The organism is Trichocoleus sp. DQ-A2, assembly GCF_039961915.1.
In the GTDB taxonomy this organism is placed as follows: Bacteria; Cyanobacteriota; Cyanobacteriia; order Cyanobacteriales; family FACHB-T130; genus FACHB-T130.
In genome coordinates this window covers 1-15,401 of the sequence record NZ_JAMPKD010000034.1, presented here as the reverse complement: position 1 = coordinate 15,401, position 15,401 = coordinate 1, and the positions used below count along the sequence as shown (strand labels likewise).

16 protein-coding genes and 1 pseudogene are annotated in these 15,401 nt (G+C 47.1%); 4 read left to right on the top strand and 13 right to left on the bottom strand.

The window, feature by feature from the left end; genetic code table 11:
• Positions 1-9: 9 nt before the first annotated feature.
• The 3 genes from NC997_RS24625 to NC997_RS24615 form a co-directional block, all read right to left on the bottom strand.
• Complete coding sequence (locus NC997_RS24625; RefSeq protein ID WP_190429206.1) at positions 10-255, bottom strand: hypothetical protein; 246 nt, start codon at positions 253-255, stop codon at positions 10-12.
• Between the two features lie 15 nt (positions 256-270).
• On the bottom strand, positions 271-807 hold the full coding sequence (locus NC997_RS24620) for an HAD-IIIA family hydrolase (RefSeq protein ID WP_190528569.1): 537 nt from the start codon (positions 805-807) through the stop codon (positions 271-273).
• 746 nt (positions 808-1,553) lie between these two features.
• Positions 1,554-2,270: a Crp/Fnr family transcriptional regulator gene (locus NC997_RS24615; RefSeq protein ID WP_190528566.1), complete on the bottom strand. Its 717-nt coding sequence runs from the start codon at positions 2,268-2,270 to the stop codon at positions 1,554-1,556.
• A 92-nt stretch (positions 2,271-2,362) separates the two neighbouring features.
• On the opposite strand from NC997_RS24615, the gene NC997_RS24610 reads away from it, so the two are divergent.
• Complete coding sequence (locus tag NC997_RS24610; protein ID WP_190678185.1) at positions 2,363-2,575, top strand: hypothetical protein; 213 nt, start codon at positions 2,363-2,365, stop codon at positions 2,573-2,575.
• A 146-nt stretch (positions 2,576-2,721) separates the two neighbouring features.
• Here NC997_RS24610 and phaC read toward each other — a convergent pair whose 3' ends face one another.
• A complete protein-coding gene (phaC, locus tag NC997_RS24605; protein WP_190528564.1) occupies positions 2,722-3,774 on the bottom strand; it encodes a class III poly(R)-hydroxyalkanoic acid synthase subunit PhaC in 1,053 nt (350 codons plus the stop codon).
• Positions 3,775-3,781: 7 nt separating this feature from the next.
• Positions 3,782-4,696, bottom strand: coding sequence for a poly(R)-hydroxyalkanoic acid synthase subunit PhaE (locus NC997_RS24600; RefSeq protein WP_190528562.1), 915 nt, complete (start codon positions 4,694-4,696; stop codon positions 3,782-3,784).
• 139 nt (positions 4,697-4,835) lie between these two features.
• On the opposite strand from NC997_RS24600, the gene NC997_RS24595 reads away from it, so the two are divergent.
• From NC997_RS24595 to NC997_RS24585, 3 genes are all read left to right on the top strand, one after another.
• Entirely contained in the window at positions 4,836-4,991 is a 156-nt protein-coding gene (locus NC997_RS24595) for a hypothetical protein (RefSeq protein ID WP_348257830.1), read from the top strand.
• A gap of 242 nt (positions 4,992-5,233) precedes the next feature.
• Positions 5,234-5,824, top strand: a complete 591-nt coding sequence (locus NC997_RS24590) for a sigma-70 family RNA polymerase sigma factor (RefSeq protein ID WP_190413845.1) — start codon at positions 5,234-5,236, stop codon at positions 5,822-5,824.
• A 7-nt stretch (positions 5,825-5,831) separates the two neighbouring features.
• Positions 5,832-6,602, top strand: coding sequence for an anti-sigma factor (locus NC997_RS24585; protein ID WP_190528560.1), 771 nt, complete (start codon positions 5,832-5,834; stop codon positions 6,600-6,602).
• Positions 6,603-6,782: 180 nt separating this feature from the next.
• On the opposite strand, the gene NC997_RS24580 is transcribed toward NC997_RS24585, so the two are convergent.
• From NC997_RS24580 to NC997_RS24545, 8 genes and pseudogenes are all read right to left on the bottom strand, one after another.
• Positions 6,783-8,057 (bottom strand): tetratricopeptide repeat protein, encoded by a 1,275-nt coding sequence (locus tag NC997_RS24580; RefSeq protein WP_190528557.1) that lies wholly within the window; start codon positions 8,055-8,057, stop codon positions 6,783-6,785.
• Between the two features lie 110 nt (positions 8,058-8,167).
• Positions 8,168-9,424, bottom strand: a complete 1,257-nt coding sequence (locus tag NC997_RS24575; RefSeq protein ID WP_190528555.1) for a tetratricopeptide repeat protein — start codon at positions 9,422-9,424, stop codon at positions 8,168-8,170.
• Positions 9,424-10,770: an ATP-binding protein gene (locus NC997_RS24570; protein WP_190528552.1), complete on the bottom strand. Its 1,347-nt coding sequence runs from the start codon at positions 10,768-10,770 to the stop codon at positions 9,424-9,426. The genes NC997_RS24575 and NC997_RS24570 overlap by 1 nt, the downstream gene beginning before the upstream one ends.
• Before the next feature lie 137 nt (positions 10,771-10,907).
• A complete protein-coding gene (locus NC997_RS24565) occupies positions 10,908-11,966 on the bottom strand; it encodes a cysteine hydrolase family protein (RefSeq protein WP_190528551.1) in 1,059 nt (352 codons plus the stop codon).
• Positions 11,920-12,927: a methylenetetrahydrofolate reductase gene (locus NC997_RS24560; RefSeq protein ID WP_190528550.1), complete on the bottom strand. Its 1,008-nt coding sequence runs from the start codon at positions 12,925-12,927 to the stop codon at positions 11,920-11,922. Before NC997_RS24560 ends, NC997_RS24565 begins: the two co-directional genes overlap by 47 nt.
• Positions 12,928-12,977: 50 nt before the next feature.
• A complete protein-coding gene (trpS, locus tag NC997_RS24555; RefSeq protein WP_190528549.1) occupies positions 12,978-13,985 on the bottom strand; it encodes a tryptophan--tRNA ligase in 1,008 nt (335 codons plus the stop codon).
• A 421-nt stretch (positions 13,986-14,406) separates the two neighbouring features.
• Entirely contained in the window at positions 14,407-15,150 is a 744-nt protein-coding gene (locus NC997_RS24550; RefSeq protein WP_347276137.1) for an O-acetyl-ADP-ribose deacetylase, read from the bottom strand.
• Between the two features lie 110 nt (positions 15,151-15,260).
• Positions 15,261-15,401 (bottom strand): annotated as a pseudogene (locus tag NC997_RS24545) (IS630 family transposase); the annotation flags it as partial.

Below are 15,401 nucleotides of genomic sequence, written 5' to 3'. Positions count from 1 at the left end.
TTGCTGCGATCATACCTCCTGCTGTGCTTGAATTTCATCGAGCAACATCTCGTCAGAGTAGGATTTTTCCCATTCACCCTGAAGTTTGAGCCGCACCGACTTCGCGCCACCACTGGGCGTACAAACGACCCAGTAGGTATCCTCCTGCCCTTTAACCTGCGCCGCATCCCGGTTTTCTGCGTTGTTGTCAAGCCCAGAATAGGCTTGAATGCACGTCCAGGTAATGCCGTCGCTATCTGTAATCTCTCGTTCCATGAGTATCCTCTCTTGTTACCGTGCTTCTGTCAGGTTGGGAGCGATCGCTTCTTGATGTTGTGCGATCCAGTCCCATGCCCATTGAAAGGGTACACCTATTCGTTGGGCAGCTTGTTCGTCTTCGGGGCGATCTCCTACATAGAGCGAATTTTGCGGAGTATGTTTGTGTCTCACCATTGCTAGTTGCAACATACCCGATTGCGGTTTGCGATACTGTCCAGACCACTTGGTTTGGCTGTGGTTATGAACATTGTGATGAGTGACGCGGAAACATTTTTTACCCTCAAAGTCTGGGCAAAAGTAAATTTCTCTCAACTCAGGGAATAACTCAAGGGTGTATTGCTGTTCTTGGATGCACCGTTGCATAGACTTATGACCTGCGGCAACTCCACCTTGGTTGGTGATGCCAACAATAATCCAATCATCTTTGTAGGCGCGAATGGCAATATCAGCACCGTCAATAATGCGTTGATCTTTGGGATGTTGGAAGTATTGCTGTCCGCTGAGTGGTTCGCGGAGCGTGCCATCCATGTCTATTAGTAATAAGCCCATCGTTCCTTGATGAAATTCCCTGTGTTATCAGATATCTTAAGCTGCGATTCATTTTTTATCCTCTAGCTAATGGTATGCACTGAGTAAGAGCGATCGCCATATCAACCTATCTTCCAACTAAGTGAAATATTAAATTAATGTGTTATTCAAAATACAAAGGCGAGGGAAACTGTTTTTTATAAAATGTGATAATTCTCACGTTTGGTTCTCTATAACTTATCTATAAATCATTAGATAAATCATCCTAAAGATAAAGTTAGAAATCGATAATTTGCTATAGCGTTAACTTGAGTTAACGGAAGATGTGCGGCGCGAACTGCAATTCGTACTGGTTGATTCCGCTGAGGATGTATTGACAGCAACCCGATCGCCCGTAAAGCGAACAGAACTGATGTTGATTAGCTAAATCTTTTGAGCAAGGGGACGATTTAGTGAAAGCAATAGCCGGATTGGTTGCGAAGCCTACACCATACCTGTACTCAGGTTGGTGCAGGAGATGTCACCAAGAACTCACGGGCGAACAGTTACTCCACTGGGCAGGAAACTCATCTAACCGCAAGGTGGGATGCGAGCGCTGTACTGGGAGCTGTAGGGTTAGCGGTACTGGCGGTGTCAGTGTCTAACACCAGTAAGCTCATCTAGCCTAGACAGGTTGCGAGATAACGGCTTTCATGAACTTTCATCAATATTGAGCTGCGAGAGCAGCTAGAGAGAGAAGCGATCGCTTCTTCCTCTAACAACAACTCTCAACCGTTCTTAGTGCCTAGCAACCTAGCGTACTCGCCCTGGATGATTTGATAACACTCACACGAAACCGCTTCCAATTCTTCCCGATTTAGGATGGTAACTTTGCCACGAGTGTAGCGAATCAGTTCTGCCTGTTGAAGAGCGTTAGCCACCTCCGTGACACCCGCACGTCGTACACCCAGCATCTGGCTCATAAATTCATGAGTCATGGGCAACTCCTTTGACTCTACACGGTCACAGACGAGCAGCAGCCAACGAGCCAGTCTCCCCTCCAGATAATGGAGGCGATTGCAGGCAGCATTTTGGGAAACGAAGGCGTGCAGCGCCTGCATGTAGCGCAGTAGCAGACTTTGCAGTGAAGCACCCCGCTGAAACTCGGTTTTCAGCACGCTTGCCTTCATCCTCATGGCAGAGTCTGGTACCTGCACCATTGCGATTGTAGTGGCGATGTTATCTCCCAAAGCGGCGGGGAGACCGACCACTCCGTCATTTCCCACTAAAGCAACTTCGACCATCGAGCCATCTGCCATCGTGGTGAGGGAAGAAACGATTGCCCGATCGGGGAAATAGACGTATTTAATTGGTTCACCAACCTCGTAAAGGACTTGCTTAAAAGGGAGCGAGACGTGCTCTAGATTGGGAACAAGGCCTTGGTACTCAGCATCTGGCAGAGCAGCTAGCAGTTGATTGACTGGCTTGGGTGAGGCTTCGGACATCGGGTATTAGGAATGTTCTAGGGTTGAGCCGTTGCAAGAAACAACTGACGGCATCGGGAGAAGTATTTAGACCCTAGTCCGAATGTCTTGAGGTGTTAATTGACCAGGAACTGAAAACCTGGCTCATATATGCTAGCGAATTAAAATTCTGTGCCGCCTATACCGCTTGCGGTATAGGCGGCACAGACCTAAGAGGTGGGGGTGTGGAGGGTTGCGATCGCGCGATCGCCAGCTGCTGTAAAGCGTTAGCAAAGCCTTCCGAAAAGCGCTCCGCAAAGCTTATATATAGCGGTTCTCACTCTTAGTGCAATATACACTCGGAACCTCACCCCCATCCCCTCTCCGTTTACGGAGAGGGGAGAATATTGAACCCCTCTCCGTTCGCGGGGAGAGGCAGAGGTGGGGTTAAACCTTACTGCATCCAATAGAGAATTGCTAGATGCCAACTGTTCTAGACTCGCGCCTTCAGCCAATCAACAATCGTGGGAGGAAGGTCTCGCTGCACCTTACTGCTCACATACATCCCGATATGCCCGACTGGGAAGGAGCGCACGGTATAGTCTTCGCTCCCGATATACTTCTCAAGAGCCAAGGAAGAAGCCGAGGGAACTAGATGATCTTGCTCGGCATAAATGTTCAAAACTGGGATGCAAATCTTCTCCAGATTTACTCGCTTCTTGCCAATCTCGATCTCGCCTTTGATGAGTTTGTTTCCCTGGTAGAAATCCTTCATAAACTGTCGATAAGCTTCCCCAGCTTGGTCAGGACTATCAAAAATCCACTTTTCCATGCGGAGAAAGTTAAGCAACGTGTCCTCATCGATAGTATCCAGAAAGTCAATATACTTCTGAATTCCTAACTGAAATGGCTTTAGCATCAAGAACTCTAAATTCATGAAGTCGCCAGGGATATTACCCAGAGTATCTACCATTAAATCCACATCCAGAGCTTGTGACCCCAGAGTGCTTCCACCCCAAACATTGAGCAGTCCCTCATGGGTGTGAAAATCCACCGGAGTGACCATAGTAATTAGGTTTTTTACCTTCTCCGGGTAAATGGAACTGTAGCAGAGACTGAAAGCGCCTCCCTGACAAATTCCTAACAGGTTGATTTGCTCTAGATTGTAGCGATCGCGTACTACGTCCACACAGTCATTGATATAACCATTGATGTAGTCGTCAAGGGTCAAAAAGCGATCGCCTCGACTCGGATAGCCCCAGTCAATCAGGTAAACATCCAAACCAAGATTGAGCAAGTTAGCAACAAGCGATCGCCCTTCCTGTAAATCGACGATGTAGGGACGGTTAACGAGAGCGTAAACAATCAGGATGGGGATATTCAGTGAAGGCTCCACCTTGGGAGTGAAGCGGTACAGCACCACCTTATCTTCGCGGTAAACCTCTTCCTTGGGTGTCACCCCAATCTGAATGTCCTCCTCGCGCAGGTGACTTAAGTTATGGGCACCCTTAAACAGTTTTTCGGTTAGCTCGGTAAACTCGTGCATTGCATCCTCAAGACACTTCGCGGCGTTGGGATTCTGCTAAAGCTTTTTTCAGGCTTTTAATTTCTTTCCGCAGTTCGTAGATGCTGTGGTGCATCTCATCGACTTCGCTGCGAGTTGGCAAGTCATTCATCTTCAGAAACACTTCCATTAGCTGTTGCTGGTGGAGCCTGTAGGTCATGGCTGCATTCAAGAACTTACCCTGGATCTGAAGGGCATTTTCTGAACGGAACGTCTGTGCGAATGCTTGGTCAAATACCCTACTCCAGACTTGCTGAAACTGCCGCCAGTTCTGAAGCGTTTCGCCTTTTTCCTGGGAAGATGCCAATCGCACCAGCTGCTCACAGGCTTTCACCCAGACATCGAGCAGCACTAACTGATAGTCAAAGCTTGCTTTATAGAAATTTGTCCAGGCATCAAAGCTTTTCAGCAGTTTGTTGTTGAACTCACGGGTATATCCCAGGCTTGGGCTTAAAAGAAAGTTGCCAAAGGTCTGTTGATAGTCCCAGTAGAGGTTGGTGGACGGCGACGTTGCATTGTCGCCGCTCATCGCCTGAGTCGCCATCGCTAGTGGTTGCCGCAGTGGTTCTGCCCAAAGCTGACCTAAGTTTTGCAGATTCTTTTCGTAGATTTGCCACAAATCAGCGTAATTGTTGAAGACGGGTTGCCAATCCTTGCCCAATTCAACCAAAAAATTTGTGTCCTTACTGGAGCTGGTCAATCTCTCCAGGAAACGCACAAAGACCGCCTGAGTGTCCAAAAGCGGCTGGGCGTCCTTGACCTCTGCGCGAGCATTGACGAGTGTTTCCGGAGTTGTAACAGACCTCATGAGATCGAACCAGCTTTTCCACATTTTCTCCGTCTCAACCCATATATTCACCAGCTTCTCGGATTGCTCTAGCCAGGGAGTATCGTTTCTTTCCATTGCCTTTACTCAACGATTGGTGACATTAATGGGCAATCATCTGAATTCCTTGTACTTTTAGCTCAAGATGGATTCCCCAGATGTATACCAAAAGAGGTTGAAGTAAAACTGCTAGTAAGGCTTTGCCTGGTTTTCTGGCATGATGAACCAACTCAAAAAAGCCCAGAAACCAAGGCGGTATCTGTTGGAAGCTTGGATGCGATCGCATCCAAGAGCGCAGTCAGCACCCCAGCGATTGTCCAGAACCATTCCATTCGATGCTCCTCAAAAACTCAAAGCTTGCTCGGCGACATAATTAAGTAGAAACCTCATTGACAAATTAACAGTATTTTCAAATCTTATGATTTTACTAAGATTTTGGATTCCACTACTCGTAGAATTACGGAGGCGTTCAGCGGTTTTGTTGAAATAAATCCAATTAATCTTTTAGATCGTATTAAAGAAAAAGAGAATTTATCTCCTGTGAGAGATGCAGAGCAATCAAGTCCTGCAATTGACTCTGAAGAGTGATTGGCTTAGACCTACTCTCCAGAACGCATGCATCCTGACTCTCTCGATGGCAAATCAACAAATACAACGCCCCGGATGGATACAGAGCTATTTCAAGCACTTAAAGCTGGTCAATCCTCTGCTCTGGGCACTCTCTACGACCGCTATGGCGCTCTTGTCTATGGGTTAGCATTAAAAATTTTGCAAAATCCCCAAGAAGCAGAAGACCTCACTCAAGAGATTTTTCTGCATCTGTGGCGTACTAATACTTACGATCCCGCTCGTGGTTCTCTTAGCAGCTTTTTAACTGTAATGACGCGATCGCGTGCGATTGACAAACTTCGCTCTCGTGGCACCACCCACAAATTTCTAGAGCGTTGGCGTCAAACAATGACGACTGAAATCAGCTCTGCAAGCCCTTTTGAGCAAGCTTCGTTAGGAGAGCGATCGCAGCAAGTTCGGGACGCCTTGGCGCAACTTTCAGAAAATCAGCGTCAAATCTTAGAAATGTCCTATTACCAGGGTCTCAGTCAATCGGAAATTGCGGCTCAACTAAATATCCCCTTAGGGACGGTCAAAACTCGCGCTCGTCAGGGACTACTGAAATTGAGGCAAACGTTACAAGATTTTCTAAAATAGTTGCACCATGACCGAACCTTTAAATCCCGAAAACTTAGAAGAATTAATGGCAGGTTATGTCCTCGGCGATCTTAGCGCTGAAGAAGCGGAGGAATTGAGGCAAATTCTCGAAAAAAATCCGCAACTGGCTGAAGAAGTGAGTCGGTTGCAGACATCGCTTGAACTCTTGCCCTACGCCCTTCCTGAAGTCACACCTCCCCCACATCTGCGTTCGACGATTCTGGAAGCTGCCAATCCGACAGTTAACCCCGAACCCGCTCCAAAACAGGTTTCTTTTCCTTGGAGCAAACTTTTTGCTAGTTTGGTAGCACTGTTAGCCCTAGCTTTGGCTTTTGACAATTATCGTCTGCGCCAAAATCTAAAGATAGTGCAATCTCGGCTGCGGCAAGAACTTCAAACGGTGCAGGCTCAGAAAGATGCCCTTGAGGTGCTACAACAGCGGAATACCCGCTTATATACGCTCACAGGTACAGAAAAAGCAAATACAGCGTCTGGAAGTATTCTCGTTAATCTGGACGAACAAAAAGCGGTCATCGCCTTTCAAAATCTTCCGGCTGTCCCATCTGGTCAAATTTATCGACTTTGGGCAATTGTTGACGAGAAAAAGATACCTTGTGCAAATTTTGGGGCAAGTCAGGGGGGAACTGTTTTAGAGCAAATTTCCATTCCCGTCGGTGCTTGTGGTGCTACAACCTCAACCTTAGCTGTTACCTTAGAACCCTCTAGCCTACCTCCGCAGCCAGTCGGTCCCGCAGTCATGGTTGAAAGTAGCTTGTAGCAGAGGGGAAGCAACGAGCGCTGGAATATTGGGAGGTATTTTAAAAGTGTTGAGCTTAAAAGTGTTGAGCTTAAAAGTGTTGAGAAAATATTTTTAACCTTTTAACTGCTTTAAAAACCTATAGGGAATACCTTTGAGAAGGGTTTTCAGGTAAAGAAAACATACTTGAAATGCTCGCACTCACTGCTTTGTTTTGACGCCCATCAGTATAGTTGCCAACCAGCTCGAAAGTATCGAACCAAGCCAGAAAAAAGCTAGGGAAATTCCGGCAAACTGAACGCCAATTTCTCCCAGAGGCGGCTCGGCTAATGATAGACCAATAGCCGCCAGCCATGCGATCGCTAAAACGATCGTGTAGGTTGCCATGAACTTTCTGGGCCATCCTGCCGGACAATTTAACATCGCCGTTATCGGTAGCAACAAAAGTCCTAGTGAGAGGGCGACGATGAGGATGTTGGTGTTTTTAGTCACCAACCACAGACCAATTGCCATTAAGATGCTTAGAAATACTGCCCCGACTAAATTTGAGTTTTTAACCTCTTGTTCGGAAAGGGTTAATCGCCCGAAGCGGTCAAACCGGAGTAATAAGGTGAATAAGGGGTCAGCAATCCAGGTAAGCAGGACAAACAGACAGTAGGCAATCACCACGAACCACAGCAAAGGGTTGCTACTTGCAGCGATGCCGCCCACTAGCAGGCGGAAAGCGAAGTACAAGCCGATACTGAAGCCCAACCTAGCTCCGTTACTCAGCCTAGAACTCCACAGGAAGTAGCGCAGCATCAGCCTGTAGAGCGGGTTCTTTGCCTTGAGCGCTTCGACGATTCCCCGTCGCGCCCACTCAAAGGTTGGTTGAAGCCGTAGTGCTTCGCGGAAACACTCTAAGGCTTTAGCGGGATATCCTCCCTGCGCCAGGAGTATCCAGCCGCGGTTGGCATAGCTTCCTGCATATTCTGGGTCAAGCGCGATCGCACTCTCAATAACCGCCTGAGCTTCTGGTAAGCGACCGAGTTGCATCAGACACATCGCTCGGTAATTTAGGCACTCCACGTCCTCTGGGTCAACGACAAGCCCTTCGGTTGCCGCTTCTAGTGCTGAGTGCCAAAGCTGTAGATTATATCGGATGCGCGAGAGCAGGGCGAAGTAGCTGGGGTTATCAGGACTCAGCCGCAAAGCCTCTTTCAGTACTGTTTCCGCTTCTTGAAGCTGGTTGTAATCGCACAGAATATAAGCCAGGACGTAGTGAGCGTACCCCCAATCGGGAGCCAAGCGAATCGCTCGCTGAGCCATCTGGGTGGCTTCCGGGTACATTTGGCGATAATTCAAGCACAGGGCGAGCAGAGTATGCGCGATCGCACTATCTGGCTCCATTGCCAGTTCCTGTCGCAGTTCTTTCTCTGCCATTTCATACCGCGACTGCTCAATCAGCAGCTGTGCCCGCTCCAAATGTATGCCCATCAGAGTTTCAGATATTTCAGGATGTCATCTCAGGATGTCGTCGTACAAACTGCTCTTATTCGCATATAAGGCATCATTACGAGCAGTCAAAAACCATTCTTTTTCAGGCACTACTTTAACTTGGGAGAGCTTCTTCTGCTCAAAAAAAAGGAAAAAAGCGTTCCCAATGCGAGAACGATGAACCAAGTCAACCAGAACCAAACGTCAACACTTACAAAAGGTAGCCCTGGTAATGGAAGAACTAGCCCTGCCAGCCCAACTAACCCCATGATGGTTGTATATCCCACCATGAGGCTGCTGTGCCACCCCGCTGAAGATCGGAACGTTGCCGATACAGGCAGAAGCAACAATCCGAATAAAACGGGAGCAAACAGAGTTTTAGAATTTCCGGTCATTAACCACAAATAAAATGCGCTTAGTATTGCCCAAACTAAAGTCGTGAGCCAATAGGATTGCTTAAACTTCAGTTGGAGTAATAGGGTTATAAAGAGGTCTACAAACCAAGGCAAAAAGATTAACCAAAACAAAACAATCAGCGCTAACCAAATCAAAGGATTGGGATTAGTTGCAGCAAGATTCAGCAATATACGGAATCCCAAACACAAGCAGGCAAAGAAGCCCAACAAAGCTTTCCCGCTCAAAAATCTGCCTAGTTGTAAACGGCGGTACGGGAATATTACACACCTGTAAACTGGTCTGTATAGTGGGTTTTTTAACTTGATCGCTTGGATGAGTCCATCCTGTGCAGATTCCAAATTGGGGTTGAGTCGGAGTGCTTGGCGGAAATACTCCCAAGCTTTCGTGGGGCTTCCTTCCCGATTCAGTATCATCCATCCCAAGTTGTTGTAGTTGAGGGCATTCTCCGGGTCAAGCGCGATCGCTTGCTCAGTCGTAGCGATTGCCTCCTCTGTTCGACCCAACTCGAATAGGGCAATTCCTTTGTTATTCAAACAGTCAACATTCTCTGGCTCTATGTTAAGCCCCTGCGTCGCTGCTTCTAGTGCCTCCTGCCATCGCTTTTGTTTAACTCGAATGTTTGATAGTAGGATGAAATGGTTGGCATTTTCAGGATTTAGGCGAATTGCCTCTTTGGTTACGTTCTCAGCTTCCAGAAGCTGATTGCGATCGCAGAGAATCCAACCCAGAACGTAATAACCATTCTCCCAATCTGGTGCCAGCTTAATTGCTTGCTCAGCTTCTTTTATTGCTTCCTCGTACTTCTTGAGAAACCTCAAGCACCAGCCTAGCCACGCATAAGCCTGGGCGCTATCTGGATCGACTGCTAATTCCTGCTGCAATTCCTGCGCCGCCATCTCATAACGCGATTGAGCCATGAGGATTTCGGCACGCTCCAAATGTACGCCCATCAGAGTTTCAGATATTTCAGGATGTCATCGTACAAACCGCTCTCATTCGCATACAAGGCGTAGTTCCGAGCCGTTGAAAACCATTCTTTTGTTGAAGGTTTCACGCTTCCCGCCGCCGAGGCTAAATCTTTGGTAGTCAGTGGCTTCGGGATACCTACTTTCATCGCTTCCGCTAACTTCTTTTCTACTGCCACATCCACCACTGCCATTAAGTCTGCGCCTGAATAATTCTCAGTTTTCTTGGCTAAGTGGTTGTAGTCAATATCCTCCACTGGCTTACCCCGACACAGCAAGCGCAAAATCGCCGCCCTTGCTTCTGCATCAGGCGGCGGTACAAACAAGATGCGGTCAAAGCGTCCCGGACGACGGAAGGCTGAGTCTAAGTGCCAAGGGGCGTTCGTTGCAGCTAGGATTAATACCCCTTCATTAGAACTCCTCACGCCGTCCAATTCTGACAGGAATTGGTTAATTACCATGCGGCTAGAATTTTGTCGCAAATCCGCACGACTGGCAGCTAAAGCATCAACTTCATCAAAAAATAATACGCAAGGTTGGTTGCGTCTGGCTTGTTCAAAAAGGTCGTGCAAATTGCGTTCGCTGTTGCCCAACCACATATCTAATACATCGTTAATTCCGACAGAGAGGAAACTAGAATTAATTTCGCCAGCTGTCGCACGAGCCAGGTAAGTTTTACCGCAACCCGGAGGGCCGTACATTAAAATTCCGCCCCCAATTGCCTTCCCGTAAGCTTTGTACAGTTCCGGCTGTTTCAGGGGATAAATAATTTTCATCCGAATTTCGTCTTTGACCGCTTCCATACCGCCAACATCTCGGAATCCGATCGCGGGTTTTTCGACTGGAGTATCTTCTTCTGAGTTTGGAAAGTCTCCCACCCCTGCCCGAATTTTCCCGTCTACGACCTCTTGAACGTCCTCCTGTGCCCCAATTCCCAACCTTTCGGCAAAATCAGCATCTTTGACAGCCGGATCGGCTTCGACTGCCCTGCGATACTGACGGACAGCTTGTTCCACAGCCCCCGTGTTGAGAAGAAGACGCGCATGAAGCAGAAAAGCACCGGCTGGACAATCCAAGCGCTTTATTTGATCTTCCACAATTACCAGCGCTTGGGGATGTTTTCCTTGTTGATAGAAGGCACGAGCTAATCCCAATTTCAACTGCTGATTTTCGGGCGATCGCGCTAAGGCGAGGCGGTATTCTTGCTCGGCTTCCTCTGCCTGACCCAGGCTCAAAAGTGTCTCTGCAAGATGTTGTCGCAAGGGTACATTATCCGGAGAAAATCGGAGAGCCTCGCGCAGTGCCTGGATTGCATCGTTGCTGCTAGTCATCGGTAATTGGTAAGGGGTGATTGGCGATTGGTGAACGGTAATTGGTAATAATTTTTAAGGTTTAATTTTCAGATTAAAAAACTCTCTTGTTATTCAAAACTCTCTTGTTACTCAAAACTCTAAAATTCAAAACTCACTTACCCATTCCCAATTTTAGGAAAGTCAGCCCAGGTTTCTAGGGGTTGAGTGGATTGAACCAGATGCATTCCCGCTGCGGCAAATCTAGCAAAAGCTTCTTCTGCTCCATCCGTGTAATCCACCACTCCAGGAACGACAACAGGTGAGGTGCAATCTTCTAGTAAATACACCTTTTTCGCCAGATTAGCGTCTTTTGCTGTTATTTCTGATAACAAATCATCAATTGTCCAGGCAACGCAGTGACTTTTTGCTTGACCGGCAATAATCACCGCATCATACGCGAGTAACTGTTGAATCAAGCTGGTATTTTTCTGGGCAATCGGGCGTCCATTTACGCTTTCCAAAACTTCCGCTCGTAGGACAGAATAATTTTCAGTTAAAGGATTATCGCCTTTAATTTCAAACTGCGTTTGGCTATTCCGGGCTATACAGTGGAAAAAGAGTGCTTCTTCCACCGCTGACACCAAAGCGTGACCAATTCCACCCAGCATGGAATGATAAGGCCACACCGTCAGCGGATATTTACCAGCTTCACTCAAATGCTTGACATAATGCAAAGCGTGTGAGGAAAGTTCGGCGTAATCGACACCAGCAATCCCGGCAACGGCTGGATTCACCTTCCACACACCTTGGTGAACATCCTCCGGTGTAATCATCGTCACGGCGGCGGTGGGATGTTCTCCGGCGTTGTTAATCCAGAAGACGGGATGGAAAATTTGCATCGCCGTGTGAGTATCCATTGTGGGAGCGATCGCGCTGATGACTCCCAAATTCCGATAAATAAATTCACTCAGCCGCCGATTATCTTCTACCGCACCCGTACCCGTTCTCCCACCGACAAATAATTCAAAATCGGGGATGCAAAACGTATTCTGGACATCGATTAACAATAGGCAAATGCGAGTTTTGTCCTCAGCCGCCGCTGAAATCTGGTGTTTTTTCGCCCACTCCCTCGCATCCGCTGCCCGTTGCTGATAAGGCACCCGCCAGACTTCCCCGACCTTTTTGGCATCAAAGTGAGGCGGAATCGGCAACTGCTTTGTTGTTTGTGCGTTCATTACTTTCTCCTGCTGTCACCACCGGAGTCAGCGGTGGAATTCCGGCTAAATCGAGGATTTGCGAAATCAAATCTTCTCGTTTCACTGCCATCATATGAACCCCTTGGCAGAGTTGACGAGCTAATTTGACTTGTTCGGCGGCAATTAACATCCCTTCTTGCAAGGGATCTGAAGCAGCGGCGAGTCTATCAATAATGTGGTCGGGAATATTTACTCCAGGCACGCATCGATTGATAAATTGAGCATTCTTAGCAGATTTGAGCAGAAAAATTCCCGCCAAAATTGGCTTTCCACAACCAGCCGCGATTTGATCCATAAATTTTTCTAGGCGGTCAAAATCGCAAATCAGCTGGCTTTGGAAAAACTGCGCCCCTGCTGCTAATTTCCGCTCAAATCGACTTTGCAACCCCGACCAGCTAGCTAATTGCGGATCGATAGCCGCACCCACGAACAAGTCAGTCGCCCCATCACTCAAGGGTTTGTCGTTCCAGTCGAAGCCGAGATTCATTTTTTTGATTAATCCCAGCAACCGCACGGATTCTAGGTCAAATACACTCTTAGCATCGGCATGATCTCCAGCTTTTACAGGATCGCCAGTCAAAGCTAAGATATTGCGAATTCCCAACGCATGGGCACCCATCAAGTCAGCTTGCAATCCGATGCGGTTGCGATCGCGACAAGCAATCTGACAAATCGGCTCGATTCCATGCTGGAGCAATATCACCGAAGCCGCCATCGAACACATCCGCAACACCGCCCGACTGCCATCGGTAATATTGACCGCATGAACCCGACCTTCGAGGGTTTTCGCCATTTTCAGCATCTCGGAAGGATCGCCGCCCTTGGGAGGGGCAACCTCGGCGGTCACTAAAAATTCACCCGATTCCACAGCAGTACGCAAATTGGTCTTGTAGGGGCGGGGTTCCCGCGTTCCTGCTGAATTTTGAATTAAATAACTCATTCTGAAGCATCAATCACTAATCGCTTCCATCCTTGATAACTTATATCTGGTTAAAGGGGAACCGAATAACCAAGGGCAGCTTTTACTTGGGCGAGAGTAACGGACGCGATCGCTTCCGCTTTCTGCCTGCCATCGCGCAACACGGACTCCAAATAGCCTTTGTCATCCATCACCGCTTGATACTTTTCCTGAATCGGTTTCAGGGCGTTAATCGTGGTTTCCGTCAGCAATGGCTTGAATTGTCCCCAGCCCATATCCTGACACTCTGCTGCGACTTCTTCCTTCGGTTTGCCCGAAAGCACCATGTATAGCGTCAGCAAATTTCGGGCTTCGGGTCGTTCCGAATCATTAAAAGTTAGACCGCGCACTGAGTCAGTTTTGCAGCGTTTAATCTTATTTTGGATTTGCTCTGGGGTATCGAGCAGGTTAATCCGACTCATATCCGAAGGATCGGATTTCGACATCTTCCGAGTGCCATCCGTCAGACTCATCACTCGCGCCCCTTCAGTCCGAATCAGCGGCTCTGGCAGTTTCAGCACCGGCTTTTCCCGGCAAAATTGGTAATTAAACCGATTCGCAATATCGCGGGTCAATTCTAAGTGCTGCTTCTGATCTTCTCCCACCGGCACTTTATCCGCCTGATACAGCAAAATATCTGCCGCCATCAGCACCGGATAGTCTAGCAAACCAGTATTGACATTTTCTCCCTGCTTAACTGCCTTTTCCTTGAACTGGATCATATCTTCCAGCCAGTTGAGGGGAGTGATGCAATTCAGCAGCCAAGTCAGTTCGCTATGTGCAGGGATGTGGGATTGCACGAAAATACTGGAATACTGCAAATCGATCCCACAAGCCAAATACAAAGCAGCAATTTTATAAGTATTTTCAGCCAAGGTGCTGGCATCGTGCGGCGCGGTAATCGCGTGCAAATCCACCACACAGAAGTAATTTTCGTACTGACTCTGCCCTTCTACCCAGTTGCGAATCGCTCCCAAGTAGTTACCGAGATGCAGATTACCCGTTGGTTGAACCCCAGAGAGAACGCGCTGCTTAACCATGAATTTCAATTTAGCTATCTAGAAGCGCAGCTTTAATGGCTGCGTTAACAAAACTTATCTATCTAGTTTGACATTTTCTGGCATCAGCGCGGCGTTATTTTAGGCGTTATTTTAATAGCCCAGAGACAAAGGAGCGATCGCGTCTTTTGCAATTATTCGTTACCTAAACGCTCCATTTTACCCATAATCAATTTTCTGCTGGGATGGAAAATAACCAACCATGCTCAGAATGCGATCGCGCTTTTCAGGAGTTTTGTTGATTGCACAACGTAGCTAGCTTAAATGTTTAGATTTTTGGCTATGAATTTCCTGCGAGTTATCTCTTGATAATTTTCCCCTCGTAGCCGCTCTAGAAGAAATTGATTATTTATGAAATAAATAGGCGATTAGATGGCAATTGTAAATATTTTTCTGAAGTAATTCACTCGGGTTTGGCTGGCAGAATTTCATCTAGATTGGTAGTGTAGTGGTCATAAGTCTGCTTTTCATAGCAAACAAACATTATCTTCTCAACTGAGGTGTTTCGCTCCAGAAAACGTCTAGCTTCAGAAACTGCGATTTTTGCTGCTTTCTCTACCGGGAAGCCATAGGCTCCTGTACTGATAGATGGAAATGCTACCGTTTTAATTTTATATTGCTCTACCAAAGCAAAGCAATTGCGATAGCACTGAGCCAGCACTTTATGTTCTTCATACCTGCCACCTTCCCATACTGGTCCAACCGTGTGAATAACCCACTTTGCTGGGAGGTTGTAGCCCTTTGTTATTTTGGCATCGCCTTCCGTGCAAACCTTCAGTTGTAGACATTCTTCCTCAAGCCCTAACCCAGCAGCACGATGGATAGCTCCACAAACCCCACCACCAGCCATTAGGGATTCATTCGCAGCATTGACGATGGCATCCACTTGTTGCTGAGTAATGTCGCCTTCTATAATCTCTATTCTTTCACGCATCAGCTTGTTATTCATCCGATACTCATCCAGCCTGGAGAATATAGATTTTCCGGCTGGCTCATAAACAATTGTATTTCCCTGATTTGGTAAAGGTTGGATATGTTTTGTTTGTCCTGAAGCAATCGTTATTGGAATAAAATCAGGGTCAAAAGCAACACAGGTTCCATCAGGGCGATAATGCAGACAGTGATTGCATCCTTTATAATCATTCATAATCACTACTTGGGTGTAATAAATACTACTTGATTGAAAGTCAAAAATAATAATGTATGCCAGTAACTAGATTTCTATATTATCATAGCCATGTGAATTCAGATAAGTGCTTAAGCAAAATTAATTACATATTCGGTTCCGACTTTTTTTAGCACATTTTTGACATACTTTACTAAACTTTTCCAGTCCCGATAAGCCTCTATCTCTATCCATTCATATTTCATAAACTTCCATAAGATTTCAATTAAGTT